At 37.3% G+C, this 25,663-nt stretch carries 25 protein-coding genes; 9 read left to right on the top strand and 16 right to left on the bottom strand.

From position 1 onward, the window contains the following. Positions 1-205 precede the first annotated feature (205 nt). Entirely contained in the window at positions 206-562 is a 357-nt protein-coding gene (locus C7N65_RS04385; protein ID WP_105993261.1) for a transcriptional regulator, SarA/Rot family, read from the bottom strand. Between the two features lie 576 nt (positions 563-1,138). On the opposite strand from C7N65_RS04385, the gene C7N65_RS04380 reads away from it, so the two are divergent. Next, positions 1,139-3,148: an ATP-binding cassette domain-containing protein gene (locus C7N65_RS04380; RefSeq protein WP_105993379.1), complete on the top strand. Its 2,010-nt coding sequence runs from the start codon at positions 1,139-1,141 to the stop codon at positions 3,146-3,148. Positions 3,149-3,221: 73 nt separating this feature from the next. Here C7N65_RS04380 and C7N65_RS04375 read toward each other — a convergent pair whose 3' ends face one another. Both C7N65_RS04375 and C7N65_RS04370 read right to left on the bottom strand, forming a co-directional pair. Next, entirely contained in the window at positions 3,222-3,581 is a 360-nt protein-coding gene (locus C7N65_RS04375) for a DoxX family protein (RefSeq protein WP_105993260.1), read from the bottom strand. A gap of 13 nt (positions 3,582-3,594) precedes the next feature. After that, positions 3,595-4,647: an LLM class flavin-dependent oxidoreductase gene (locus C7N65_RS04370; RefSeq protein ID WP_105993259.1), complete on the bottom strand. Its 1,053-nt coding sequence runs from the start codon at positions 4,645-4,647 to the stop codon at positions 3,595-3,597. A gap of 591 nt (positions 4,648-5,238) precedes the next feature. On the opposite strand from C7N65_RS04370, the gene C7N65_RS04365 reads away from it, so the two are divergent. Then, on the top strand, positions 5,239-5,973 hold the full coding sequence (locus C7N65_RS04365) for a CHAP domain-containing protein (RefSeq protein ID WP_105993258.1): 735 nt from the start codon (positions 5,239-5,241) through the stop codon (positions 5,971-5,973). A gap of 163 nt (positions 5,974-6,136) precedes the next feature. On the opposite strand, the gene C7N65_RS04360 is transcribed toward C7N65_RS04365, so the two are convergent. The 3 genes from C7N65_RS04360 to C7N65_RS04350 form a co-directional block, all read right to left on the bottom strand. After that, positions 6,137-6,475, bottom strand: a complete 339-nt coding sequence (locus C7N65_RS04360) for a hypothetical protein (protein WP_234019049.1) — start codon at positions 6,473-6,475, stop codon at positions 6,137-6,139. A 407-nt stretch (positions 6,476-6,882) separates the two neighbouring features. Beyond that, the gene (nhaC, locus tag C7N65_RS04355) at positions 6,883-8,301 is read right to left on the bottom strand and encodes a Na+/H+ antiporter NhaC (RefSeq protein WP_105993256.1); all 1,419 of its coding nucleotides are present in this window, start codon (positions 8,299-8,301) and stop codon (positions 6,883-6,885) included. Positions 8,302-8,324: 23 nt separating this feature from the next. Continuing rightward, positions 8,325-9,395, bottom strand: coding sequence for an NAD/NADP-dependent octopine/nopaline dehydrogenase family protein (locus tag C7N65_RS04350; RefSeq protein WP_105993255.1), 1,071 nt, complete (start codon positions 9,393-9,395; stop codon positions 8,325-8,327). Between the two features lie 403 nt (positions 9,396-9,798). Between C7N65_RS04350 and C7N65_RS04345 the strand changes: the two genes are divergently transcribed. The 4 genes from C7N65_RS04345 (at position 9,799) to C7N65_RS04330 (ending at position 12,008) form a co-directional block, all read left to right on the top strand. Beyond that, on the top strand, positions 9,799-10,176 hold the full coding sequence (locus tag C7N65_RS04345) for a DUF4870 domain-containing protein (RefSeq protein ID WP_105993254.1): 378 nt from the start codon (positions 9,799-9,801) through the stop codon (positions 10,174-10,176). A 129-nt stretch (positions 10,177-10,305) separates the two neighbouring features. Beyond that, positions 10,306-10,638 carry a DMT family transporter gene (locus C7N65_RS04340; protein ID WP_105993253.1) on the top strand — a complete coding sequence of 111 codons (333 nt, stop codon included), beginning with the start codon at positions 10,306-10,308 and terminating at the stop codon, positions 10,636-10,638. Next, positions 10,638-10,952 (top strand): DMT family transporter, encoded by a 315-nt coding sequence (locus C7N65_RS04335; RefSeq protein ID WP_105993252.1) that lies wholly within the window; start codon positions 10,638-10,640, stop codon positions 10,950-10,952. The genes C7N65_RS04340 and C7N65_RS04335 overlap by 1 nt, the downstream gene beginning before the upstream one ends. Positions 10,953-11,039: 87 nt before the next feature. Next, entirely contained in the window at positions 11,040-12,008 is a 969-nt protein-coding gene (locus C7N65_RS04330) for a 2-hydroxyacid dehydrogenase family protein (RefSeq protein ID WP_105993251.1), read from the top strand. 153 nt (positions 12,009-12,161) lie between these two features. On the opposite strand, the gene C7N65_RS04325 is transcribed toward C7N65_RS04330, so the two are convergent. From C7N65_RS04325 to C7N65_RS04290, 8 genes are all read right to left on the bottom strand, one after another. Then, the gene (locus tag C7N65_RS04325; RefSeq protein ID WP_105993250.1) at positions 12,162-13,286 is read right to left on the bottom strand and encodes an FAD-dependent monooxygenase; all 1,125 of its coding nucleotides are present in this window, start codon (positions 13,284-13,286) and stop codon (positions 12,162-12,164) included. 101 nt (positions 13,287-13,387) lie between these two features. Then, the gene (locus C7N65_RS04320) at positions 13,388-14,164 is read right to left on the bottom strand and encodes an N-acetylglucosaminidase (RefSeq protein ID WP_105993249.1); all 777 of its coding nucleotides are present in this window, start codon (positions 14,162-14,164) and stop codon (positions 13,388-13,390) included. 25 nt (positions 14,165-14,189) lie between these two features. After that, positions 14,190-14,435, bottom strand: coding sequence for a hypothetical protein (locus C7N65_RS04315; protein ID WP_105993248.1), 246 nt, complete (start codon positions 14,433-14,435; stop codon positions 14,190-14,192). Between the two features lie 142 nt (positions 14,436-14,577). Then, positions 14,578-15,042: a DUF1641 domain-containing protein gene (locus tag C7N65_RS04310; protein WP_105993247.1), complete on the bottom strand. Its 465-nt coding sequence runs from the start codon at positions 15,040-15,042 to the stop codon at positions 14,578-14,580. Continuing rightward, positions 15,035-17,992, bottom strand: a complete 2,958-nt coding sequence (fdhF, locus tag C7N65_RS04305; RefSeq protein ID WP_105993246.1) for a formate dehydrogenase subunit alpha — start codon at positions 17,990-17,992, stop codon at positions 15,035-15,037. The genes C7N65_RS04310 and fdhF overlap by 8 nt, the downstream gene beginning before the upstream one ends. 568 nt (positions 17,993-18,560) lie before the next feature. Beyond that, positions 18,561-18,860: a hypothetical protein gene (locus C7N65_RS04300; RefSeq protein ID WP_105993245.1), complete on the bottom strand. Its 300-nt coding sequence runs from the start codon at positions 18,858-18,860 to the stop codon at positions 18,561-18,563. A 120-nt stretch (positions 18,861-18,980) separates the two neighbouring features. Then, complete coding sequence (locus C7N65_RS04295; RefSeq protein WP_105993244.1) at positions 18,981-19,937, bottom strand: LCP family protein; 957 nt, start codon at positions 19,935-19,937, stop codon at positions 18,981-18,983. A gap of 71 nt (positions 19,938-20,008) precedes the next feature. Further along, entirely contained in the window at positions 20,009-20,812 is an 804-nt protein-coding gene (locus C7N65_RS04290; RefSeq protein ID WP_105993243.1) for an inositol monophosphatase family protein, read from the bottom strand. Positions 20,813-21,211: 399 nt separating this feature from the next. On the opposite strand from C7N65_RS04290, the gene C7N65_RS04285 reads away from it, so the two are divergent. Beyond that, entirely contained in the window at positions 21,212-21,898 is a 687-nt protein-coding gene (locus C7N65_RS04285) for a helix-turn-helix transcriptional regulator (protein ID WP_105993242.1), read from the top strand. A gap of 36 nt (positions 21,899-21,934) precedes the next feature. Here C7N65_RS04285 and C7N65_RS04280 read toward each other — a convergent pair whose 3' ends face one another. After that, on the bottom strand, positions 21,935-22,651 hold the full coding sequence (locus tag C7N65_RS04280) for a CPBP family intramembrane glutamic endopeptidase (protein WP_105993241.1): 717 nt from the start codon (positions 22,649-22,651) through the stop codon (positions 21,935-21,937). Between the two features lie 98 nt (positions 22,652-22,749). Here C7N65_RS04280 and C7N65_RS04275 point away from each other — a divergent pair, with 98 nt between their 5' ends. Both C7N65_RS04275 and C7N65_RS04270 read left to right on the top strand, forming a co-directional pair. Beyond that, the gene (locus C7N65_RS04275; protein WP_105993240.1) at positions 22,750-23,088 is read left to right on the top strand and encodes a hypothetical protein; all 339 of its coding nucleotides are present in this window, start codon (positions 22,750-22,752) and stop codon (positions 23,086-23,088) included. A 247-nt stretch (positions 23,089-23,335) separates the two neighbouring features. Then, on the top strand, positions 23,336-24,208 hold the full coding sequence (locus C7N65_RS04270; protein ID WP_105993239.1) for a MurR/RpiR family transcriptional regulator: 873 nt from the start codon (positions 23,336-23,338) through the stop codon (positions 24,206-24,208). 40 nt (positions 24,209-24,248) lie between these two features. Here the strand turns inward: C7N65_RS04270 and C7N65_RS04265 are convergent, their stop codons facing one another. Next, positions 24,249-25,640 (bottom strand): amino acid permease, encoded by a 1,392-nt coding sequence (locus tag C7N65_RS04265; RefSeq protein ID WP_105993238.1) that lies wholly within the window; start codon positions 25,638-25,640, stop codon positions 24,249-24,251. Positions 25,641-25,663 lie beyond the last annotated feature (23 nt).

Here is a 25,663-nt window from a genome sequence, read left to right as displayed (position 1 = left end):
TATTACGATTGATACATTTTACTCTACCCTGGAACATTCAATTATAAAAATGGAGTAAGCTTTGATTTTTTTCAAATAAAATAAGAAGTCAGATACACTTATCCGGCTTCTTATCTTAATACATCCGAATAAAGATTGTTTCTTTAGGATGCGCTATAATTTCATCTCATTGGAAATAACTTAAATCCCCCAACTTCTTATCTGATTAAAATACTTTGCTGACGGCGTCGCACAGTGATTCGATTTCGCTTCTTTGTTCTGCATCGACCACTAAGATGACTGTTCTTTCATCATTTTTATTTCGTTTTTTACTTAAAAGTTTACGTTCTTTAAGTTTTTGAATCGCTTTAGAAATAAAGTATGGTTTCAAGTTGGACAGTTGTATAATCTCTTTAACATTAAATTCAGTGCGTTCTTTTTCGCTATTGTGAATGTAGTTTAAAATGAAGAGTTCTTCAAAAGAGATTTGATATTCACTTTTGATAATGGCACTAACCTCTCTGACCTTTTGTGCTACTGTCACAAATTTTGATAAATCATTAATAACATTTTTGTTGTTCATACTCAATTCACTCCTTCATGATGTAGAGCTAAGATGTTTAGTGAATTATTCTGATATTTCCAAATGAGATGCCTTTATACCATTAATTTTATTACATCTATCAATAATGCGCCATTTATTTTTGTTGACTAAAAAAATCAATTTAGTGAAAGGACTGTTAGTAAATTCACTCTTAAAGTGCGTAAAGTTGGCAAACGGGTTATTTTGGGAACTTGGATGTCCCATTATGTCAATTAGTCGCCGATGAGAATAGAAATAAGAATTGAAATTTCGGGAATACAAATAATTGATGACATGTTTGTCAGACACAAGGAGGCAAATGAATTGAAACAAGATCATATCAGTGTAAAAGATGCAGCACAAAATAATTTAAAATCTATCTCTATCGATATTCCTAAACACTTGATAACCGTGTTTACAGGACGTTCAGGTTCTGGTAAATCTTCTCTTGTGTTTAATACACTTGCGGCAGAGTCTGAACACTTATTAAATGAAACTTACTCCAGTTACATACAGTTTCACTTGAATCAGCAGCCCCGACCAAAAGTCGGCAGTATTGAACATTTACCTGTCGCAATGACTATCAGTCAAAAGCGCTTTAACGGTAATTCTCGTTCTACAGTCGGTACGATTTCTGATATCTACGCTTCTGTACGATTACTTTGGTCGCGTATCGGGACACCTTTTGTCGGTTATTCTGATGTTTTCTCATTCAACAGTCCTTCAGGCATGTGCAAAACTTGCGAAGGTTTAGGTTATATTGAAGATATCAATTTAGATGAATTGTTGGATTGGGATAAATCACTCAATGAAGGTGCGATCGACTTCCCTTCTTTCGGTCCGGATAAAGAACGCGGAAAGGCTTATCGCGACAGCGGTCTCTTTGATAATGATAAGAAACTGAAAGATTATACACAAAAAGAATTAGATTTGTTCTTATATCAAGAGCCTATGAAGTTGAAAAATCCGCCGAAAGCTTGGCGCAAGTCCGCAAAATATGTCGGATTGATTCCTAGATTCAGCCGTATCTTTTTAGGAGATAAAGAGTTTGCGAAAAAGCGTTATGCGAAACATTTAAAAAATGTCGTAACAACTAAAGTATGTCCGACTTGTCACGGACAGCGACTCAATCAAAAGGTATTAAGTTGTAAAATCAACGGTTATAACATTTCTGATTTTACTAAAATGACAATTAAAGAGAACCTTGAATTTTTAGATCAACTGAATCAACCGACTGCAGAATTTATTATCGCACCGCTTCGAAAACAACTCAAAGCTTTAGATTTTATCGGCTTAAGCTATCTGACGCTTGACCGTGTGACTACTACATTATCCGGCGGTGAAGCGCAACGCTTAAAATTTATCCGCCACTTAAACAGCCCATTGTCTGATTTAGTCTACATTATTGATGAACCAAGCGTCGGCTTGCATCCAGAAGACATTCAAAAAATCAATCAAATCTTGCAGTCGCTTAAAGCTAAAGGCAATACAGTATTAATAGTAGAACATGATCCGGATGTCATAAAAGAAGCCGACCACGTCATTGATATGGGACCTAGCTCTGGTAAAAACGGCGGTGAGATTACATTTGAAGGTAATTACCAAGCATTACTACAATCGGACACTGCGACAGGTGATGCTTTGCGCAAATCACATCAGTTCAAATCCAGTCCAAGACCGATTAATGATTACTACCATTTAGGACCAATGACGCGCAATAACCTTAAACAAGTGACAGCAGATATTCCAAAAAACGTGCTGACTGTCATGACAGGTGTTGCTGGTTCAGGAAAAAGTACACTTGTAAAAGCAGGGTTTGAAGATGATGACAACACTGTGTTCGTCGATCAAAAAGCCGTACAAGGCTCGAGTCGTTCTAACTTATTGACGTACCTTGGTGTCTTTGATGATGTGCGCAAATTCTTCAGCAAGCATACTGGTTTAAGCAAAGCAATGTTCAGTTATAATTCCAAAGGCGCTTGTCCAAATTGCGGCGGTAAAGGCTATATCAAAACTGAACTTGCTTTTATGGCAGACTTCTCTCAAACATGCGAAGTGTGCCACGGCAAACGTTATAAACCAGAAGTATTAGATGCAACTGTTGATGGTTATAATATTGCAGACGTATTAGAATTGACTGTAGATGAAGGCATTGCTTTCTTTAAAGGACATAAAGCCATTGAAGATGCATTGCGCTCCCTCAGCAAAACCGGTTTGAATTATATGGCTTTAGGTCAGCCGTTAGATACATTATCCGGCGGTGAAATACAACGTGTTAAGTTGAGCCAGTATTTGATTGAACCGACTTCAGACAAAGTCTATATTTTCGATGAACCTACTACAGGTCTGCATGAAGAAGATATTCCGCTATTATTGAATCGTTTTAATGAATTAATAGAAGAAGGTAACACAGTCATTTTAATCGAACATAACTTATCTATGATGTGCGAAGCAGATTGGATGATTGATGTCGGTCCAGGACCTGGATTAGATGGTGGTCAAGTGCTGTTTTGCGGCCGTCCTGAAGACTTGCTTGAAACCGATACTTTAACAGCGAAGCATTTGAAACGCTACATTTCTAAATAAATAGGCATAAAAAAAAGCTCAACCCGCTTTGATTTAGAGGGTTGAGCTTTTTATTTCAGTTATTTAAATACTATTATTTTTTGCAGAATGAAATTGTGTCAGCAGAAGATAATGCTGCTAATTTCACTAAGTCTGTAGCGTGTTTAGCGCCTTCTTTACCGTGACCAGCTTCGTAGTGTTTATAGATAGCAACACCTAATACTCCTACTGCTAATACTGAAGCAACGTTTGTCATTTTTTTGTTTCCGAAGCTTAATAAGTAGATTAAACCACTTGCTGCTTCAAGTGCACCTGCTACAGTTACCCATTTAGAATCAAGACCGAATACATTTTCGAATGTATCTTTCATACCTGGGTCGCCTTTTAATTTAGGTTCTGAAGCCTGCAATAATTCCTTAGCAATTTTAATATTGTTTAAATAACGTAATAACATAATACAATCTCCTTTATTTATTATTGAAATATTCCTCTACAATTGGTTTTACCCTTTCTCCGTATAATCTAATTGCGTTCATTACACGGTCGTGAGGCATTGAACCTAGAGGGATGTGAAGCGTAAAGCGATCAATATCCAATTCTTCTATCACAGCAATCATCTTTTTAGCTACTGTTTCAGGGCTGCCGACAAACATCGCACCGTCATCGCTGATTTCACGTTGGAAATGTGCTTCGTCGTATTTCGGCCAGTTGCGTTCTTTCGCAATAATATCATGTGCTACTTTTGTAGAAACATAAAACTCTTTTTGAGCTTCTTCATCAGTATCTGCAATATAACCCCATGAATTTGTTGCTACCGGCATTTGTTCTCTGCTGTAGCCTCTGTTTTCAGCAACTGCACGATAGATAGCAATGTTGCGTTTGAAGCGTCTTGGATTGCCTCCGATAATTGCGTACATAATCGGCAAACCGAATTCTGCAGCTCTCATTGAAGACTCTGGTGTGCCTCCTGTTGCCAGCCAAATTGGAATTTCCTTTTGCACTGCTCTAGGATATACACCTAAGTTGTCGATTGCTGGACGTAAACCGCCTTCCCATTTAACAATCTCATGTTGATTGATACGTTTCAATAGTTCAAGCTTTTCAACGAACAATTGATCATAATCATCTAAATTATAGCCGAATAGCGGGAAGGATTCTATGAAAGAGCCTCGGCCAGCCATGATTTCAGCACGTCCATTAGACAACGCATCCAATGTTGCGAAGCGTTCATATACACGAACAGGATCATCTGAAGATAAAACTGTCACGGCAGTACTTAATTTAATATGTTTTGTCAAAGGTGCGGCTGCGGCAAGTACAGATACCGGATCAGATACGGCATAATCTGAACGATGATGTTCGCCTAATCCGTAAAAATCAAGTCCGACTTCATCCGCAAGTTGAATTTCTTCTACTATATTACGGATACGTTGTGCGGCTGATATTTTTTCTTGAACGCCATTTACTGTATGAATTTCAGTGTTGTCTGCAAAGGATGTCATTCCAATTTCTATTTTCACTTTAGTTCACCTCTCTAGGTATAATTTTTATACTTAAATAATACACTCCTTTCAGAATGAAGTCAATACTTTGTGCTTACACCCTCTGATTTGGAAAAATTTTTTCTCTCTTATATAAGAAGAAACACAATCTATTTCTTTAAAACCCCTAATAAATCAGATGTTCTGCGTTAGATTAAGTACAATTAAAAGAAGGACAATTTACACTTAATCACCACTTAAATTCGTCTGTGAAGTAAATACAAATCAACATATTTTCACCTTAAATTATGTTTTAAAGTTTTCTGTAATATTACAAAGCTGTAATATTCATGTCATTTACATTAGATTAACATTGTTAAAAAAGCGATGACATCAACTTCCTAAGCATTCATCGTCGTTTTAATGCTTATTACATGCAAATACATAATTATTAGAACTAAATTACAAAACGATAACAACCCACACAAACCAGATTTTTTTTGGTAAAGTAAGTCTTGTCGTTAAGAGCACGAAACAAATAAACGAAACTTATGAAGAAATGTAAATCTAGTCACGAGATTTATTAATAAAATTAAAATTAGCTTATTATCTTTAGGAGGATATTTAATTATGAATAAAATCGCTACAACTACAATCGCTACAGCAGGCTTAGGAATCGCTGCTTTAACTTTATCTCACAACGATGCAGATGCAGCACAAAATAATGGATACAACCCTAACGATCCATATTCTTACAGCTACTCATACACAATCGACCAACAAGGTAACTACCACTACACTTGGCAAGGTAACTGGAACCAAGCAAACCAATTCAACAATGACTACTCAACATATGCACAATACAACAATAACAACACAGCTAACAATAACTACAGCAACTACACTAGCTACAATACACAAGCAACAGCTCCACGTACTGGCGGCTTAGGTGCTTCATACTCAACATCAGACAACAACGTTCAAGTAACTACAACATCAGCACCAAAATCAAGCACTAGCACTATGTCAAACCGTTCTTCATCAGGAGCTAACCTTTACACTTCAGGTCAATGTACTTACTACGTATTTGACAAAGTAGGCGGTAAAATCGGTTCAACATGGGGCAACGCTAACAACTGGGCTAACGCAGCAGCAGGTGCTGGTTACACAGTAAACAACAGCCCAGCAGCAGGCGCTATCTTACAAACTAGCCAAGGTGCATTCGGTCACGTTGCTTACGTTGAAAGTGTTAACAGTGACGGTTCAATCAACGTTTCAGAAATGAACTACGGTCAAGGTCCTGGCGTTGTAACTTCACGTACTATCTCAGCTGGACAAGCTGGCAGCTACAACTACATTCACTAATTATTGAATGCATATGATACCAACTGATTTCGCTACATCAGTTGGTATTTTTTTATGCCCTTTTTATCATAAATTCATGAAACAAAACATAAAAATATGCCGCTGGTTCAGGTTTTATACACCTAAACTAGCGGCATTCATTTATCTTATCTCTGAATTTTAGTTATAACCAATATGCGACCATGATCCAAAATGCGAAAGCTAAAATATAAAGTAAAGGAAAGCTTTCTGAGACTGGACGTTTAAGTTGTCTGTAAAAGACATAACCGCCTAGTCCTATGGCCATACCTGCTGTAAGTACAATACGTACTACAAACATCTCAACTGTTGCATTAATACCTAGTTGCGGTCCAGTCGTTGCGACTGCACCAAACGATAGGATTAAAATCATAATCGTATAAACAACTGTATCTTTTGTTTTGTTGCTTTGAGATAAGGTCCAAAAGATTAACAACCCGAATATTGAAGTCATCAATATTTCATGTGCTAAAAATTCCGACATAGAAGAATCAACTCTATATTGCAAAATCGCTACAAAATACAATATAAAGCTGATTACTACATAGATAATAGAAGGATATTTTACAGTTAAATTATCTAAATTGAAGTATCGATGAATTCCTAGACACAATAGTAATATCGCTACAAGTATTACTACATATAGCATGGAATCACCTCATTCATATAGTATTAATAACCGTTTTAGTACGCAACTAAACATTATTAATATTAAATTTTCAAAATCAATGATTGTAAATGCAATTAATCCTTCTTGCATAACTATAATTGTACTACTCTCATTAATTAGTTATACCCGGATATGTTCCTTTCTAATGTTAAAAATACTAGAAAATGCAAGAAATCCAAATAAAAAAGCTGCCCCACGCCATGTGAGACAGCTTTATAAGCTTAACCGTGCTGTGTATAATGTGTTGCATTTGGTGATTTTTCTTTCTTGATACTCCATCCAGTAAAGCCATAGAACAATGCGAATACCACACATAAATAACAAGGCACTGTCCAAATGAAGTAAGAATAAACATCTACACCAAGTTGTTGTGTATAGTAAATACCTGAAGTACCCCAAGGTATTAATGGGATGATCATCGTACCTGCATCTTCTAATGTACGTGATAAATTGGTTCTCGATAATTTCATTTCATCATACATATCATACAGCAGCATACCTACTACGATAATAACTACTGATGCAACGCCTGCGGCTAAGACCATAATCAAACCAGATACTACTGTAACTAAAATCAATGTACCTGGAGAAGTTACTTTGTCTTTAATCGTATTTAACATTACTGTTAAACAACCGGATTTTTCAACAATGCCCGCAAATGCATAACCGCAAAAGATTGTCACAATGACTTGCGTCATGCTCATCATACCGCCTTGCTCAAGCAATGTTGAGGCTTTATCGTTTAAATGGACCTGTTGTACAATCATATCTGGTTTAAAGCCGTCGAATGCAGCTTTGAAACCATCCGCGAATTTAAACCCATGATTCAATGCGCCGACAAAAATCGCCGAAACACATGACACGAGCATGCCAGGTACTGTTGAAAAACGCATTAAAAGACAAACAATAATCACAATCGCGGGAATCCATACCGAAAAGTTTAGATGATACACATTTTCTAACTGACGCAATAAAGCATTGATTTGGCTTTTATCTGCGCCTGATTTATGATTCAGTCCCGCAAAGAACCATACAATCATCCCTATAATCGATGCAGGAATAGTCGTCCACATCATCGCTTTGATATGTGAGAAAATGTTAACGTTTGTGACCATTGCGGCTAAGTTTGTTGTATCAGATAATGGAGACATTTTATCTCCGAATACTGCGCCTGCAATAATAGCACCTGCTGCCATGCCTGGATCAATATGTAACTGATGGGCAATCGCAATTAATGCAATCCCTGCAGTTGAAGCTGATCCCCAGGCTGTTCCTGTCGCCATAGATGTAATGGCTGAAATCAAGAAAGCAGATACTAAGAAATAACTAGGATTCAATAACTTTAAACCATAATAAATCAGTGCAGGTACAGTGCCTGAATACATCCAAGTCCCAACCACAATGCCGACACATAGAATAATGTAAATTGTCGGCATGGCAGTACTTAACCGTTCTGTTATCCCCTCTTCTAAATCTTTCCAGCGCAATCCTACACGCCACGCAATCACCGCAGCATAAGCAGCTGAAATAATTAATAACGGCTGTACCGGAATTCCAAATACTACAAATCCTACAATTACCAAAATCATCATAACGACAATTGTAGAAATTGATTCAAGTAATGTCGGCATTCTTTTCATACATTATCCCCCTTGTTTAATTGTTAATCTAATCCAACTTTATCTCTGCCTAACTCATCGATCGTTAAACCTTCATCAAAGAAATCACGTTCTAAGATTGTTGAAGCAATTACAATAATCGCGTCAATATTAGGTGTTTCTACCCCTAGTTCACGACCTAAACTTGACCATAATACCAATCCGAAAGCAATATCTTCAGTTAAATAACGGTTTTTTACGTGATTCGGTCCTGGAATTTGAGAAAAGACAGGACTTTCATTAAACAGACGATTCAACGGCTCATCTTCGTGTTTTCTTTCTAAATAACCGCGTTGAATACGTGCTTCTTTAGCCGTCTGTAATTCAAACCCTAAACGTCTGCCTAAAGATAAACGTTCTAATTCAACCGCATGCAATAAACGTACGGTATGTTTTGTAATCCCTTCTTTATATAAAGAGAAGTCGCCAGAATAATCAATACGTCCCACATTTAAGAGTGTAGGGCCGGGATGTACTTCTGGGTTGCCGTTTTCTAAATTAGTTTTCCATAAGTTTTCTTCTTTGATGATTTGCGGATAAACTTTTTCTACTTTTTCAAAGTCATCACTTAAGTATTCTTGATAATAAGATGTGAAGTAGACTTTTCGTACATTTAATGATAAGTCGACAATACCTTCTTCAAAATCAACACGTGTACCATAAGTTAAAGTATTCGCTTCTGCGAAGTGCGGGCGCACATCAATGTATTCATCTTCCAATACATTAATAAAACGTGCTGAACCCATGGCTGCGGCCATATTGAAAAAGATAATCTGTTCATCTTTCACAAACGGTGCCATAATACGCGCATAATATTCGATGAACGTTGAAGGAATAATCATTTGAATAATTTCTGCCCCTTCGATTACCTCTTCGATGTCATCACTGACTTGCGTAAAGTTGACAAAGCTTTCTTCCCCTTCATTATTAAAATGAAAGCCGCCTTGCTCAATAGCTTTATCGAACTTTTCAATGGATGCGTTGCGGCAATACAACTTAACGTCGTGCCCTTGACTTGTCATATCTACCGCTGCAGTAACAGCCCCGTTACCTGATCCTACAATTGCAATTTTCATAACTGTATACCTTCTTTCTCTGTTTTATCGTGATTATGAAAAACCGCACAAGCGCTTTATTGCAAAAAATAAAGTGAAGTACGGCTCTCGAAGTAAAAAATATTGCCTTAACTATCTAACCGTCTTTAACAAAAATAAAACAGAAAACATAGGAACTTGTGTCTGTCTGAACATGCACAACAACAGTTTTCTGTGACGGTTAAACGGTGTATTATAAGTATCGTAACATGATTAAGCAAATAATAAAATATAAATTTGTTTCCCGACCATTTTCTTTAAATTTCTCATATTTATAGTGATGGATATACGCATTACTCTTGTACTGGTATAATAATGAATAGAGTGAATTGCTAAATGAATTTTCTTATACTTAATCTACCATATACTTAGGAGGCATACTTTGATGAAAGACGAAACAACAGAGCTGCACCATGACACTACAGAAAAGTATCAACAGTTTCCCACACCCGATGCACGTACATTCGCATGCTTGATTTATGTCCTCAGTTTCTTTACAACCGTTGTCGGACCGCTTATTATTTGGTTGTTAAAAGGTCAAGAATCTGATTTCATTAATCAAACGGCTAAAAATTACTTCAATTATTTTATTTCTTATATAATATGGTCTTTTGTTTCTCTATTATTGATGTTCGTTTTGATTGGATTTGTCATTGCGCCGATTATCGCACTATTAAGTTTTATTTTCTCAATTATCGCAGCCGTGAAAGCATATAATGGAGAAGATTATGTTATTCCATTGACTATCCGCTTCATCAAATAAATTTAAACAGCACATTGTGCTGTTTTTTCTTTTGTTCAAATATCAATAATTTAAAACATGTTGATTGTAAGGTTATGCCTAATTTGAGAGAATAGACAGTATTGATTAAAAAAAGAGGGAGGAATCGATATGCGCTGGTTCAAAGTTATCTTGGCAGGTCTTGTTGAAATCATTTGGGTCAATTGTATAAAAAATGCGGATTCTGTCTTAAGCTGGGGCGTCACATTCATTATGATTGCTATCAGTTTCGCACTCGTCATCAATGCCTGCAAATCTTTACCTGTCGGAACGGCTTATGCCATCTTCGTCGGTATCGGAACTGTCGGTACGATTATTATCGATATGGTCTTTTACGGAGATCCTTTCAGTTTTACCAAACTCTTCTTTATAGTACTACTGCTGATTGGTATTATCGGACTGAAACTCTCCACAGATGAAACAGAAAGCGAGGGTTCACAATAATGGCTTGGGTTTTCTTATTTATCGCCGGTTGTTTCGAAATAGCAGGCGTTATCTTATTAAACGAATTAAATCGTACCGGTAAAAAATTCTATATCGTCTTATTAGGTATCGCATTTATCTTCAGCTTCAGTATCTTATCTCTTGCGATGAAATCTATACCGATGGGTACTGCTTATGCTATATGGACAGGTATCGGTACCGGTGGCGGTGCGATTATCAGTATGATTTTCTACAATGAATCTAAAAACTTCTGGCGCATTCTTTGTATCGGTTTGATTGTTGTCTCTTCTGTCGGATTAAAATTAATTTCATAATGCAAAAGTTAATCACAGTGTATTAATTGTTTATCGTTCTTCCTTCTAATATACTTAATATATAAGTAAAGAAAGGGAGTGTTTTGTATGGTTAAGGTCTATATTGCAGGACCCATCCCTCAAGTAGGGTTAGATATCCTAAAAGAAAACAACATTGAGGTAGATATGTATGACGGTCCAGGTGTTGTGGACCAAGAAACATTGAAAAACGGTGTAAAAGATGCAGATGCATTAATCAGTATCTTATCTACAAACGTAGACAAAGATGTGATTGAAGCAGGAGAAAATCTGAAAGTCATCGCAAACTACGGCGCTGGCTTCAACAACGTAGATATCGATTTTGCGAAATCAAAAGGTATCTATGTAACAAATACACCAGAAGTTTCAACACGTTCTACTGCAGAACTTACTTTCGCATTAGTCCTTGCAGTAGCACGCCGCATTCCTGAAGGCGATCAACTTTCACGTACAAAAGGCTTTGACGGTTGGGCACCTCTATTCTTCAGAGGTAGAGAAGTTTCAGGCAAAACAATCGGTATCGTAGGTTTAGGTGCAATCGGTTCAGCAGTCGCAAAACGTGCCAAAGCTTTCGATATGGATGTTCTTTACACTGGCCCGCACCGCAAAGAAGATAAAGAACGTGAATTAGGTGTGAAATATGCTGACTTTGATACACTCTTAGAAAACTCTGATTTTGTAACAATCAACGCAGCATATAACGATAACTTGCATCATATGTTCGACACAGAACAATTCAAACAAATGAAACCGACTGCTTATTTAGTCAATGCTTCACGCGGTCCTATCGTTAACGAACAGGCACTTGCAGATGCATTGAAAGATAAAGTCATTGAAGGTGCAGCATTAGACGTTTACGAATTCGAACCAAAAATCACAGAAGACTTGAAATCACTAGATAATGTGGTTATCACACCGCATATCGGTAACGCAACTTTCGAAGCACGTGACGGCATGGCAAAAATTGTTGCGAATAACACAGTTGACGTCTTAAAAGAAAACAAAGCACCTAAATTCGTTGTTAATGATGTAGAATAAACCATCATAAAAAAATAATTCGATGCATTAACGATGAATGTTAAAAGAGGTTGAGGCCAAACGGCCCCAACCTCTTTTGCTTTTCCTGATATCTATCTTTCTGTTTTCTATTTTCTGTTATAAATTATCCTCAACTCTATTGAGATTGCTATATTATTCAGCTTTGGTTTTGTATAAGAATTTTGCTTTGTTAGAAATAAGCTTAGACGGGATACGTTTTAATACAAAATTGCGTAAACCGATCATCAAGCCGTTTTGGTACTGTGCTTTTTTACCGATACTGCGTGAACGTTTAATCACTTTTCCAGTGTGTTTGACACGCAATGCATCATAGCGCGACAATGCTTCTCTGAAGTCGTATTTGCTTAAGCAGTTCGTTAACACAATGGCATCTTCCATAGCTTGTCCTGCACCTTGACCCATATTCGGTGTTGTCGCATGTGCAGCATCGCCTAAAAGTAATGTACGGCCGTACACAAATGACTGCATCGGTGTTAAATCATAAATATCATGACGGATAATACCTGTTTCGCTTTGCTGGTCTAAGATGCGGCGTACTTCATTCGGATAATGATTATAATAAGCTTGGATATAAGGCTTAGTGAAATCTTTGAATTTAGGATCACCTTGTTTAGCATTCACTGCGATAAACCAATACGCTTTATTGTTCAATAATGGGACAATGCCTACTCTTCCTTTAGCACCCCAATATTCTTTTGCGGTGTGTTGTTGTGATAGACTTACATCTTCTACTAATCCTCTAAAGCATGTGTAACCTTGATAATTCACTTTTGCTTTTGGATTCACTTGCTGGCGAATGATAGAATGCAGACCATCTGCCGCAATACATAAATCAAAATGATGTGCTTCACCTTGCTCAGTCGTCAATGTTACTTTCGAACTGTTTTGTACTAAGTTGATAATTTTAGTGCCTGTATGAATCGCAGATTCCGGTACATAAGAAGCGATAACATCAATTAATGTTTGTCTCGCCAAAGTTAAATTGACTGTACCTTTTTTCATCACAGCTTTATTTAATGTATGTCCTTTATCATCTAAGATTTCCATCTCTTTGATAACTTGTCCTGCATTTTTAATCCCTTTTGCCATATCATGATTGCCTAATTTTTCTAAAACATTGCCGCCGATACCGATTCCGGCACCCACTTCTTTGATTTTCTCTTGTTGTTCGAATACATGAACTTCATGATCTTGTTCATGCAACAAGGCAGCTGCGGTTAATCCGCCAATGCCGCCGCCGACAATAGCTATTTTCATCTCAAAATCCACCTCTTTTTAACACTTCTTATTTATCATATCATATTCCCTGTTTACTATGCTTTTACCTTACAAAAAAGAGGGCTGCTGCCCTCTTGCTGTTATTTATAGAAATTTTTGCGTACATCATCTTTCTTGATGCCGTATTTTTGATAATAATGCTCCATCATCCCTGCAATATTTTGATCCCATCCGATATCGCTGGCATATTGATGCTGACCAGGATGTGCAGGATTCCAGCGCATTTGATATAAAGAAATTTGATAGCGGTCGAAGAATTCTTTGCGTACAAAACGTGCACCGCCCAAAATGGCATTTTCAGGTGAAGTCCACTTTTGCTTTTTCGCATAGCTGTGTCCATGCTTCATCGCATCTTCATCAAAAGCACCGATACCGTAAAAGTTATAATACGTCTTGCCTTTATAGTCGATACCTTTTGCAAGTTCTGAACGGCCATGTCCAGTTTCTATCAAAGCATGACTCACAAGGTAAATCACATTCACATCATATTTTTCTTGTGCTTTTAAGAAGGCATCGCCTTTATTTTCAAGTACACCTTTGCCTTTTAACATCTGATTGACTTCTGCTTCATCCATCGGCACCTCTTCAGAGATATCCATATAACTGATATTTTGGTGCTGATTTTTGATCTTCATAGCTTGTGCAACATCTTCATCAGAAGCATTCACAAAACGTCCTTTGTCTTCTTTAGTATTCAATACACCTTTTTGTGTTTGAAGTTGTGCCGCTTCATCAAACGTATAATTACGATCTTTATGGAATAAGCCGGTTTCATTAATAATTAATAAAATAATAAATATGACTAAAATCAAACCGACGAATAGCTTGAAAATACGGTTTCGAACTGCTCGATTCATATAGTGTACTCCTCATGTATTATTTCTATTTCAACATAAAGTATGCCGCGATAATGACAATCATTACGATTATGAAAGAAAGATTTATAATTAACTTCATTCCTGTTCTGTCGCGGAATAAAACATTAAACATCATTAAACTTATCGTTAAGCCTATAACGAACATCGTAATCGCAAGTACTACTTTCATCATAATCAAAAAGATGAAACCTAATACCACAAACACATTCGATATAATGGCTAACCCTTTAAGTATTTTAGGGTTAATCATCAAAAACACCTGCTTTCTATTTCAATACGCATCAATGCTATTAAAGTTTATCATAAATCAACACCCTTTAGGTGAAAGGATTCTAATATGTAAAAAAGAGCTGTTCTCATGCAGAACAGCCCTTATAAAGCAATCTCTCAACTTAACGAGACATTCCTTTTAAAATATTTAAGAAGTAAGTAATACTTCTGTTTGCTTCATCATCTTTCAATAAACCGACTAAGCTGCCGATTGAAGTACGTTGGTTCGGACTTGCTTGATTCGCATTTTTAAGTCCTTTATTTAATTTCTCCAACATTTCTTCTGTACCTGCAACGTCAACTTTGCCAAGCATAAATACAAGCGGTGCTAAGTTGTTTAAAAGACCTGTATAGTGTTCTTTATTCAATTCATTTGTGATTTTCTTAGTGATGACACCGCGTTTTTCGACTGCGCCAATACCAGCGTCTAAGATTTTTGCGTCATCTAAGACTTTAACTAAACGAATTGCTTTTAAAATAACATCTTTATTTTCCGCAATTGCATCCGTCACTTCATTGATGTCTTTTGCTTTTTGCTCTTCGTGCGAAACTTCCATACGTCTAATTTTTCTAATATTTTCAGCCATCGTGTCTCACCTGATTTCCTGGGAACACGTAGTCAGGACGTGCCCATTTTTTCTGAACTTGAACACTATATTGCGGGTTGCGTTTTGTATCTACACGGAAGTTAGCAGGGTTCAATGGTGATTTACCTCTTCTTGTAATAACTTCCATACGTGCAGATGTACGTTTGTAAGATGGTGTATCTGTGTCTTTATCCACATCACTGTTTGTTAACATGTTCACTGCACCTGCAGTACCATCTTCATCCGCATTATTATTCATAGGAATGTAAATTTCTTTGCCTTTTACGCGGTCTGTAACGTGAACCACTAATTCAACTTCACCCGTTGAAGAAATCAATTTCACTTCAGCACCTTCATGAATACCGCGGTCTTCTGCTAATTCAGGAGAAATTTCTACATAGACATTCGGCACTTTGTATTTAATACCAGGCACTTGATAAGTCATGTTGCCTTCGTGGAAGTGCTCTAAGAGACGTCCATTGTTCACATGGATATCATATTCTTCATCTTGTTTGAAGAAGTTATCAAATGTTAATGGATAGAATTTTGCACGTTTATTAGGGAAATTGAAGCCTTCTAAATACAATGTCGGTTCATCTGTACCGTCTTCATGTACTGGCCATTGTAATGACTTGTAACCTTCTAAACGCTCATAGTTTACACCTGCGAATAATGGTGTCAAGCTTGCCATTTCATCCATAATTTCGCTTGGATGCGTGTAGTTCCAATCTAAGCCGACTTTGTTTGCGATCAATTGAATGATTTCCCAGTCAGGTTTAGAATCGCCAAGCGGTTCAATCGCTTTGTATAAGCGTTGGATACGACGTTCTGTATTAGCGAAAGTACCATCTTTTTCGAGTGATGGCGCTGCCGGCAATACTACGTTCGCAAAGCGTGCAGTTTGTGTTAAGAAAGCATCTTGAACAACTAAGAAGCCGACTTTTTCAAGTGCTGCTTGTACAAAGTTAATATTCGCATCCACGATACCTGTATCTTCACCATAAATATACATTGCATCGATTTCATTATTGTGAATACCTTCCATCATTTGATGGTTGTCGCGTCCGACATGTGATGGAATTTCAACGCCCCATGCTTTTTCGAATTTCGCACGGATTTTATCATCTGTTACATCTTGATAGCCAGGGAATTTATCCGGCATACTGCCTGCGTCACTGCAGCCTTGTACGTTGTTGTGTCCGCGTAACGGATATGCACCTGTACCTGGTCTTCTGTAGTTGCCTGTCGCAAGCAATAAGTTTGAAATTGCAGTACTTGTATCACTACCGATGTCTTGTTGTGTAACACCCATAGCCCACGCAATACTTACACTTTCAGAATCTACCATTTCATGTGCGAAATGAATCAAGTCTTCTTTAGGAATACCTGTTGCTTCTTCCGCAAATTCCATTGTGAATGGTGCTAATGATTTGTAGTATTCATCGAAATTGTCTACCCATTCATCGATGAATGCTTGATCTTGAAGGTCATTATCAATGATGTATTTTGTGACAGCTGCCATCCAAACTAAGTCAGTACCTGGTTTAGGTTGATAGAATTTGTCGGCACGTTCTGCCATTTCATGCTTACGAATGTCGAAGACATGTAATTTGTTGCCGTAAAGTTTGTGTCCGCGTTTGATTTTAGATGCGATAACAGGGTGTGCTTCAGCTGTATTTGTACCTACTAAAACAACCATTTTCGCAATCATTAAATCATCCGCTGAACCTGAGTCGCCGCCGTGACCTACTGTACGGAATAAACCTTTTGTCGCAGGTGCTTGGCAATAACGTGAACAGTTGTCGACGTTATTTGTACCAAGTTGTCTTGATAATTTCTGCATAAGGTAAGATTCTTCAATAGTACCTTTAGATGAAGCGATGAATGATAATGCATCAGCACCTTGTTCTTCTTTGATACGCAAGAAGTTTTCACTGATTACATTCAATGCTTCTTCCCATTCAACTTCAACGAACTCGTCGCCTTTACGTACTAACGGTTTTGTCAAACGCTCTTCAGAGTTGACGTAATCCCAACCGAATTTACCTTTCACACAGCTAGAAATGCGGTTTGCTGGTGAATCGTGCTGCGGTTGAACTTTAAGGATTTCACGGTCTTTTGTCCAAACGTCGAATGAGCATCCCACACCACAGTATGTACATACTGTTTTCGTTTTCTCAATACGTTCTTCGCGCATTGCTGCTTCTGAGTCAGAAATAGCAAATAACGGACCGTAACCTGGTTCTGCTTTTTTAGTCAAGTCAATCATGTCTGCTAAAGTACCTGGTTCAGTATCTGACATATAACCAGCTTCACCCACCATGTGGTTTTCCATCATTGCGTTACATGGACATACTGTCGCACATTGTCCGCAAGATACACATGATGATTCGTTGATAGATACGTCGTTATCCCAGATAACACGCGGTTGTTCGCGTTCCCAGTCAATAGATAGCGTTTCGTTGACTTGCACATCTTGACAAACTTCTACACAACGGCCGCATAGAATACATTGACTTGGGTCATAACGGTAGAAAGGACCGAAGTCTTTCTCATAACCTTTGTCTTTATATTCATATGATTGTTCCTGAACACCGAATTCATCCATAGTATTATGGATTTCGCAGTCACCGTTGTTGTAGTCGCACACTGTACAATAAAGTATGTGTTTTTCTAAAATGCGATCTAAAGCTTCCTTTTGAGATGCTTTCACATCGCTGTTTGTCGTGTTAACGACCATTGGTCGATCAATTGTTGTTCCGCATGCGCGCTCGATTTTACCATCGATTTCTACCGCACATGTATCACAAGTTTCAATCGGCCCTAACGATTCGTTATAACAAATTGACGGCACAAATGTATCTCTAGATTTGATGAACTGGAGAAGATTCGTACCTGGTTCCACAAGATAGTCTTTCCCGTCTAAAGTAAGGACAAGATGGTCTTGCATATAATCACCCCTATATTCTGAGGTCTAGCAAATGTGTTTAAGCTGATGACATACCGACTAATGCATACCTGGCCAATTGATGAGGGTTGGCGGTCATGCAAAGGTCGCACGCACTCACGATGTCACGCTGCTATGCTCTCTGTTATACGAAAGTATGTAGAAAACATAATAGTCTTTGAAATTAAGCAATCTTTAGATGAACAATGCAACAATATTGCGGTTGCATCTCACTCCCTTTAGAAACAAAAAAGTCTCTAAAGATTCAACTCATTTCCATAACCTCTGTTTTTATATAAACCGTAAATATTGAAGACTAGTCTTTTTTGCCCCACGCAATAAAAAAATAGTCTTACTGTTAATTCTAATACTTATTGTCATAAATGTTAAGACCCATACTTATATATACACTCTAAAGTTGACATATTAAACCTTTTATTCATTATTTTTTATTTTCCACATCTTTTTTCCGTAAATGTTTAGATAGCTTCGTCATATAAATCTAGGTGTTGCCAAAAAAAACAATTAAAAGAGAGAAAAATGCCGACACATGACATGCCGGCATTAGTCCTTACTTATCATGTAATCTACCTAATAATTCCTCTTTAAGAATATTGATAGCTTCATCAAATTTAGATTCATTGTGGTTCGCATCTGCATGCAATACAAGTGCGTTCACTAAATCAGCATCATTGTATTCGCTGGCTTTTAATTTGAATTGATCAATACCAACTTCTACAGCATTGCCGTTAGCTTGGTATTCAGTAATACCATAATAGTTATCTGCACCTAAGCCGCCTTCATCTACCATTTCAGAAACGTCTTGTACTTCTTGATTATCTACTTGGTTTTCTTCACGATTGTTTGTCATAAGATATTCCCCCCTCTTCTTGATATTACCCGAATTTTATTATTTTATTTGCGTAGAAACTAAAATGTTAGAGTAAAAAAATACCAAGCTGAACTTTTAGTCCAACTTGGCAATTTGTCATTATAAATCCAGATTTTCTCTTAATGCATTCGATACATTATTTAATGATGATTCATCTGGAACGTAATAATAGAGTCCATCATTTTGAATGCCGCCGCTGCCTTCTAATTGAAGACGGTTGACGTTATCATTCGCCTTTTTATATTTGGAACGAATCGTATTCAACTCGCCTAAAGATAAGTCTGTTTTTACATTCTTTTCAATTTGATCTGTCACACCATTAAAGTTTGTCAGTGATTTAACACTTGTCAACTCATCCGCAATACCGCGTAAGACTAATTGCTGACGCTCTTGACGGCCGAAGTCGCCTCCAGCGCCTTCTTCTTTACGTGAACGGATAAATGCCAGTGCTTGGTCGCCATTCAAGTGTGTTTTCTCGCCTTTAACAAAATGATTGCCGTCAAAGCTGAATGTTGCGTTGCTGACAACATCTACGCCTCCGATAGCATCTACCATTCCTTTAATGCCGTCCATATCAACTGTCGCATAATGATCAATTGGTACATCTAACAATTTCTCTAATGATTTGACTGCCATGTTCGGTCCGCCGTAAGCATAAGCATGGTTGATTTTTTCTGTTGAACCGTGTCCTACAATTTCAGCTTGTGTATCACGCGGGATACTGACAATTTCAGTTGTCTTTTTATCAGGGTTGATCGATAACACCATAATAGAGTCTGAACGCTGACCGTCTCCTTCGCTCTTACGTTGAGCATTGCTGTCCACACCGAATAAGGCAATCGTGAACGGGTCGCCTCTATTTAGATCAACTTTCTCTTTTCTTAATTCGGATTTGTCTCTGTCTAACGGATTATGAATCTTGCCGCCTACCGCAAAAATTTTAACCGCTAAATAAATTGCAGCAATTAATGCAAGCAATACTAGAATACCAAAAGCCCATAATAAAATTTTAGGTACTAGCCCCATTTTGCGACCAGATTTATCTGCTCTTTTCACCCAATCACTCCTCTGTCATCATTTAAATCAATTATATTATAGCTCAAATTATTTTAAATGGTCCTTAAGTCTTATGAATTTTTATTGACTTCATAACCGCCGTCGCGATTTAATATCTCAAGGACAGCTTCGTGGCAGCCGGGATTACTGATGATAAACGGTCCGCCGAGCGCAAAATCAATGGTTTCATTTTTCAAATTCGTCATCTTCAATCCTAACTCTTCAGAAAATAAAAACTGTGCTGAAATGTCCCATGGTTTTGCATTGGTATTGATATGCGCTCCGAATTGACCTTTCATTACACGTAAAGAATCTAATCCGCAAGAACCGATTAAACGATAACTGAATGCCGCATTTTTCAAATCTGCTTGTGTCTGTTCATTAATGACATATAAATTATAAGACAATATCGCATCATTAATATGGAGCGGCGCTACTTTAGGCATTCTGACTTCATTTTCAAAAGCCCCTTCGCCTTTGATTGCTTTATATAATGTGTGATGCGGATAATCATAAATATAAGCAAGCAGCGGTTCTCCTTCAGAGAAGTAGCTTAAAATAATGCAGTAATCTGTCTTTTGTTTAACAAGATTCGCTGTACCGTCAATAGGATCCATGACCCATACATCACCATGTTTCGCATCGACCAAATCATTATTCTTTTCTTCGCCGAATAACTGATGGTCAGGATAATGTTCATTGATAAATGCTTCAAACTGATCTTGTATCATTCGATCGACATTCGTCACTAAATCGAATTTATTTAATTTAGTTTCTTTATGCATATCTGCAATTAAATTCGGAATAATGTCATCTAAACCTTTTAACCAATGTCTGATTGCTTGATCTAATTCTAATAGTTGCTGTTGATTCAAAATACACACCTCATATCCTTAATATCTTATGTATGTTTACATTCTAGCACGTTACACCCTTAGACTGTTAATAACCTTGAAAAAAATAAAAAAACCGACTAGCTTAACTAGTCGGCATAGAAAGGAAAGTAAGTAATAATATTGAAGATGTTAATTAACTAGTGATTTGCACGTTCTAATAAATCACACGACTATGATTTATCATTACCCCTTTGTTCACTAAGTGCTATCTCCTAGTTACTAATGATAGTGTAGCACATAACTTTTAAAAATGTAAGCGTTTACTTGAAAAAATTCGAGAAATTTTTATCTTTTTTTCAAAAGCACCGTTTATAAATATCAAAATTAAATACATATGCTATAATGATTGTAATATGTAATGTTTCGGAGGTGGCATGATTGAACAAAATAGAACGTCAAAATAAACTCGTACAAGCAATTGAAACGAATGATCAGCTTACTGCATCTCAGCTCGCGAAAACACTTAAAGTTTCTAAGCGTACTATCTTGCGCGATATTCAAGATTTAGAACAGCAAGGGGTGCAGATTATCGCAAAACAAGGCATGCTCGGCGGCTATCGTATCCAGCAAAGTCATGCCCCTATTACCCTTGAATTGACCGAAGATCAAATGCTGGCACTGTTCATGACATTGAATGAAAGCCAATCTTATTCCCAACTGCCATATAAAAAGGAAATCGAACAGCTTATCAAGAAATGTTTAAACCAGCCTGCCACACATATACGACGTATTCTAAAACGCATGGATCGCTATATTAAATTCGAATCTAATCCGAATCCGACACTTCCTCAAACATTCTCGGACTTATTAATTTACTGTGCCGAACGCAATGTCATGCTGGTTGAATATGAAATGAACCAGCAAACCTTCACTGAAAATGTCATCTTTATAGGATTGGTCTGCCGCCATGCCGAGTGGCGAGTTGTAACATTTGATATCGGACACGGACATACAAAAGAAATCGCAATTGATGCGATTCATGATATTTCTTATTCATTCCATAAAACTGTCAAAACACATGACATTACCATTTATAATTATCAGCAATTTTTAAACTCCAACTAATGGCACAAACCATCAGTTGGAGTTTATTTTTGCGGCTTATACAAAAAATAGCGACATTATAAAGGATACTAAATTGTTAGCCATATGAATCGCTATTGTTGATGCAGTATTTTTACCGGATTTGAAATATACATACACAATGACCAATGCAATAATTAAGTAGGAACCGAATTCTAACGGTGAATTGGCCCCTGTCACATGCATCAATGTAAAACCAATCACTGAGATAATACCCATGACAATGTAATTGAATTTCTTGCCTAACTCTCCGATTAAAATCGTTCTAAAGAACAATTCTTCAACGACAGGACCGAGTATCACTACAAAGATAAAAGTGAATGGCAAGAAAGCAGGGTTATGAAACAATGCATCTAACTCTTTTTCATTTTGTGTCTCAGTATAGCCGAAGCCTTCCGGCAATAAAGTCATCAAATGATTGTAGAGTGTTTCTGCACCCATCGCGATAACCAGCATAATCAATAGAAACAGCCAATGCCGCTTCACATATTGCCATCCTAAAGAGAACTTCAGCGGCATTTCACTGTAATGGAAGTAGTAGTAAATGATTAATAACGTTATATATGTATTGATTTGTCCGATTGCTGAAATGGGTATCAATGTTGATTCTGTCAACGGTACATTAAAATTAGCTGCGATCAATGTCTGTATAAATGTAAAAATTAAAATCAGAACAATACCTATCGGGATTAACGTTAAGTCACGCCATGCCGGTTTATGATTTCTTAACTCCATAATGCTCTCCTCTTAACACAAAATTATTTTCTCATGCATTTATCTTATGTTATTCGGTTTAAAATCACAAATCATTTTCTTTAAAGGAGCCTATTCTTATGACAACACCTTCAATAGAAGCACAGCTGTATGAACAACTCGTATACGGTTTATCCTTAAGCAGAAACTATCGCCACGCTTTATTGCTCAACCGACCCAAACAAGTTGAAAAGCATCGTGCGTCCATTCAAACATGGGTAACACAGGCACATCATGAAGCTGTTGCTTTAATAGAGACACATCCCACGTTTCTTGTGGTACGTTATTGCGACTTGCTTTCAAAACTCATACATCAACCGCTGCTGCCGCTCACTACCGGCAACTTTTATACTTTAATCGATACATTTGAAGCTCAAATCCATGAAGTTCTGCACTTGTTTCATCTTCAAGAACGCTAATATTTTGATAGATTGTTTATTTTTATTAGTAAACTGTTTAAACATTAATAATATTGGTATTGTAGTAATAGTTAATAAAATCCGCAATTGTTTTAGTGCGTGTCATATAGTAAACTTAAAACCATTGTTACGGTTAGCAGATATCTGGGAGGCTATCTGACTTTCAATTCAGTTTGCTGAAACAATTAAGGGAAATTGTTTACCGCTATCTATCATCTTAAAATAGATCAAGAAGCAGGTGGTTATGATGACAAATATATTATTTACACTTGAAACAAAATACAGCACACTCACTAAAAGCGAGAAGAAAATAGCGGATTTTATTTTACAACGGCCGCACCAGGTCATCAATATGACCACTTCAGATTTAGCTGACAGCACCAATACCAGCCCTTCTTCCGTTGTCCGCTTCGGCTATAAAATTACAGAAGGCGGATTTCAAGCTTTAAAAACTGAAGTTGCGAAGTACTTGTCTCAACGTACGCAGCCAAAACCTTTAGAACTGCAGCCGAATGAATCCATCGACTCGATTAAACGCAAAATGCTTTCGCGTACTACGCAAACACTATGCAATGTGTCTAATGATGTTGATGAACAGCAAATCGAACATGTTTGCGAAAGACTGAAAAATTCGCGCACTATCTTTTTATTCGGGTTCGGTGCATCTTATATTTCTGCTTTGGATTTGACTCAAAAGCTGTCTAAAGTCGGATTAAATGCACAGTGTATCGAGAGTGTACATACTTTAATCAGTTTGATCGCAACACATGATGCCAGAGATACTTTATTTGTAATATCCAACAGCGGTGAACACAATGAATTAGAAGCCATTGTTCGTGTAGCATCTGATTATCATCTATTCCTCATTACATTGATGGGCAATGCAGATAATCCGATAGCACGCTACAGCGATATTAATCTGCTCTACAGCGAGTCAGAGGAAAGTGAATTTCGTATGGCTGCGACGACTTCTCTCGTTGCACAGCTCTTTACGATTAATGTCTTGTATTATCGTTATTTATCTATGGACTTTTCTAATTCGCTTGATACGATTACCCAATCTAAAATGGCTTTAAATAACTACAAGAAGCATTTATCCAAAATTAAATTTGAGCATTAAAAAAGAGTTGAGCTTGCGCCCAACTCTTTTTATTTTGCCATTATTCTAAATGTTGATCTTTATATGGTAATTTATGATAGCCTCTGATGAAGTAGAATGCTGTCATAAAGCCTAAGAAGATAAATCCGATAACAACAGAGATAACTGTTTCTTTATTGAATAACATACCGATTAATACCATGATTAAGAATGCGATAGTTACATAGCTTGCAGGTGCGCCGCCCGGCATAGTGAAAGGATGGCCTTGCACTTGTTCAGGGTGAAGCTTTCTGAAGCGGATGTGACTGATTAAAATCATGAACCATGGAATCATACCTGGTAAGATCGATGCACTATATACATATACGAAAATGCTGTCTGCACCTTTAATGAATAAAGGTAAAACTACGTTTAAGATAACACCGATAAAGATACCAAGTGAAATCGCAAGTACAGTGTATAAAGGTACACCGTTTTTCATAACTTTCAAGAAGAACTTAGGTAATTGTTTGTGCTGTGCTAATGTATAGATCATACGGCTGGCACTGAAGATACCTGAGTTACATCCAGACATTGCTGCTGTTAATACTACGAAGTTGATTAAACCAGCTGCAATTGTAATACCGACTTTTGCAAATGTTGCTACGAACGGGCTTCCGATGTTGCCTAATTCATCCCAAGGATAAACTGTTACGATAACAAAGATAGCACCGATGTAGAAGATTAAAATACGCCAGATAACACCGTTAACTGCTTTTTTAATGTTCTTTTGAGGATTTTTAGTTTCCCCTGCTGTAATACCGATTAATTCTACACCTTGGTAAGATCCTACTACGATTGATAATGCGAAGAAGAATCCAACCCAACCATTAGGGAAGAATCCGCCGTGCTCCCAAAGGTTAGATAAACCAATTGCATTGCCGCCGTTGCCTAATCCGAAGAAGATTAAACCAAAACCAGCAATAATCATTAAGACGATAGTGACAATTTTAATCATCGCAAACCAGAATTCAAATTCCCCGAATGCTTTAACTGATACTAAGTTCGCTGAAGCTAATAAAACAATAACGATAACGCCAGGAATCCAGTCTGGTAATTCCGGGAACCAATAGCGCATGTATTCGCCTACTGCGATAACCTCACTCATACCAACAACAACCCATTGGAAAATGTTGCTCCAAGCTGTTAAATACCCTGCTACCGGATGAATGTAGTCGCTTGCGAAGTTCGCAAATGATCCTGTAGTAGGATGCAAGTAAACCATTTCTCCCATTGCACGCATGACTAAGAATAAGAATAAGCCGACGATCAGATAAGCGAAGATAACTGATGGCCCAGTCCATTTAATTGTACTTGTTGCTCCCATAAATAGACCAACACCGATTGTACCTCCGAGTGCAATCATTTGAATCTGTCTAGAGCTTAATCCCCTGTGTAATTGAGTTTCTTCCATTAGAAAATACCCCTTCTCTTTCA

It is taken from the genome of Staphylococcus simulans (genome assembly GCF_002994445.1).
Lineage (GTDB): Bacteria > Bacillota > Bacilli > Staphylococcales > Staphylococcaceae > Staphylococcus > Staphylococcus simulans_B.
Note: the sequence above shows the minus strand (reverse complement) of the source record. Positions and strands in the feature narration are given on the sequence as shown.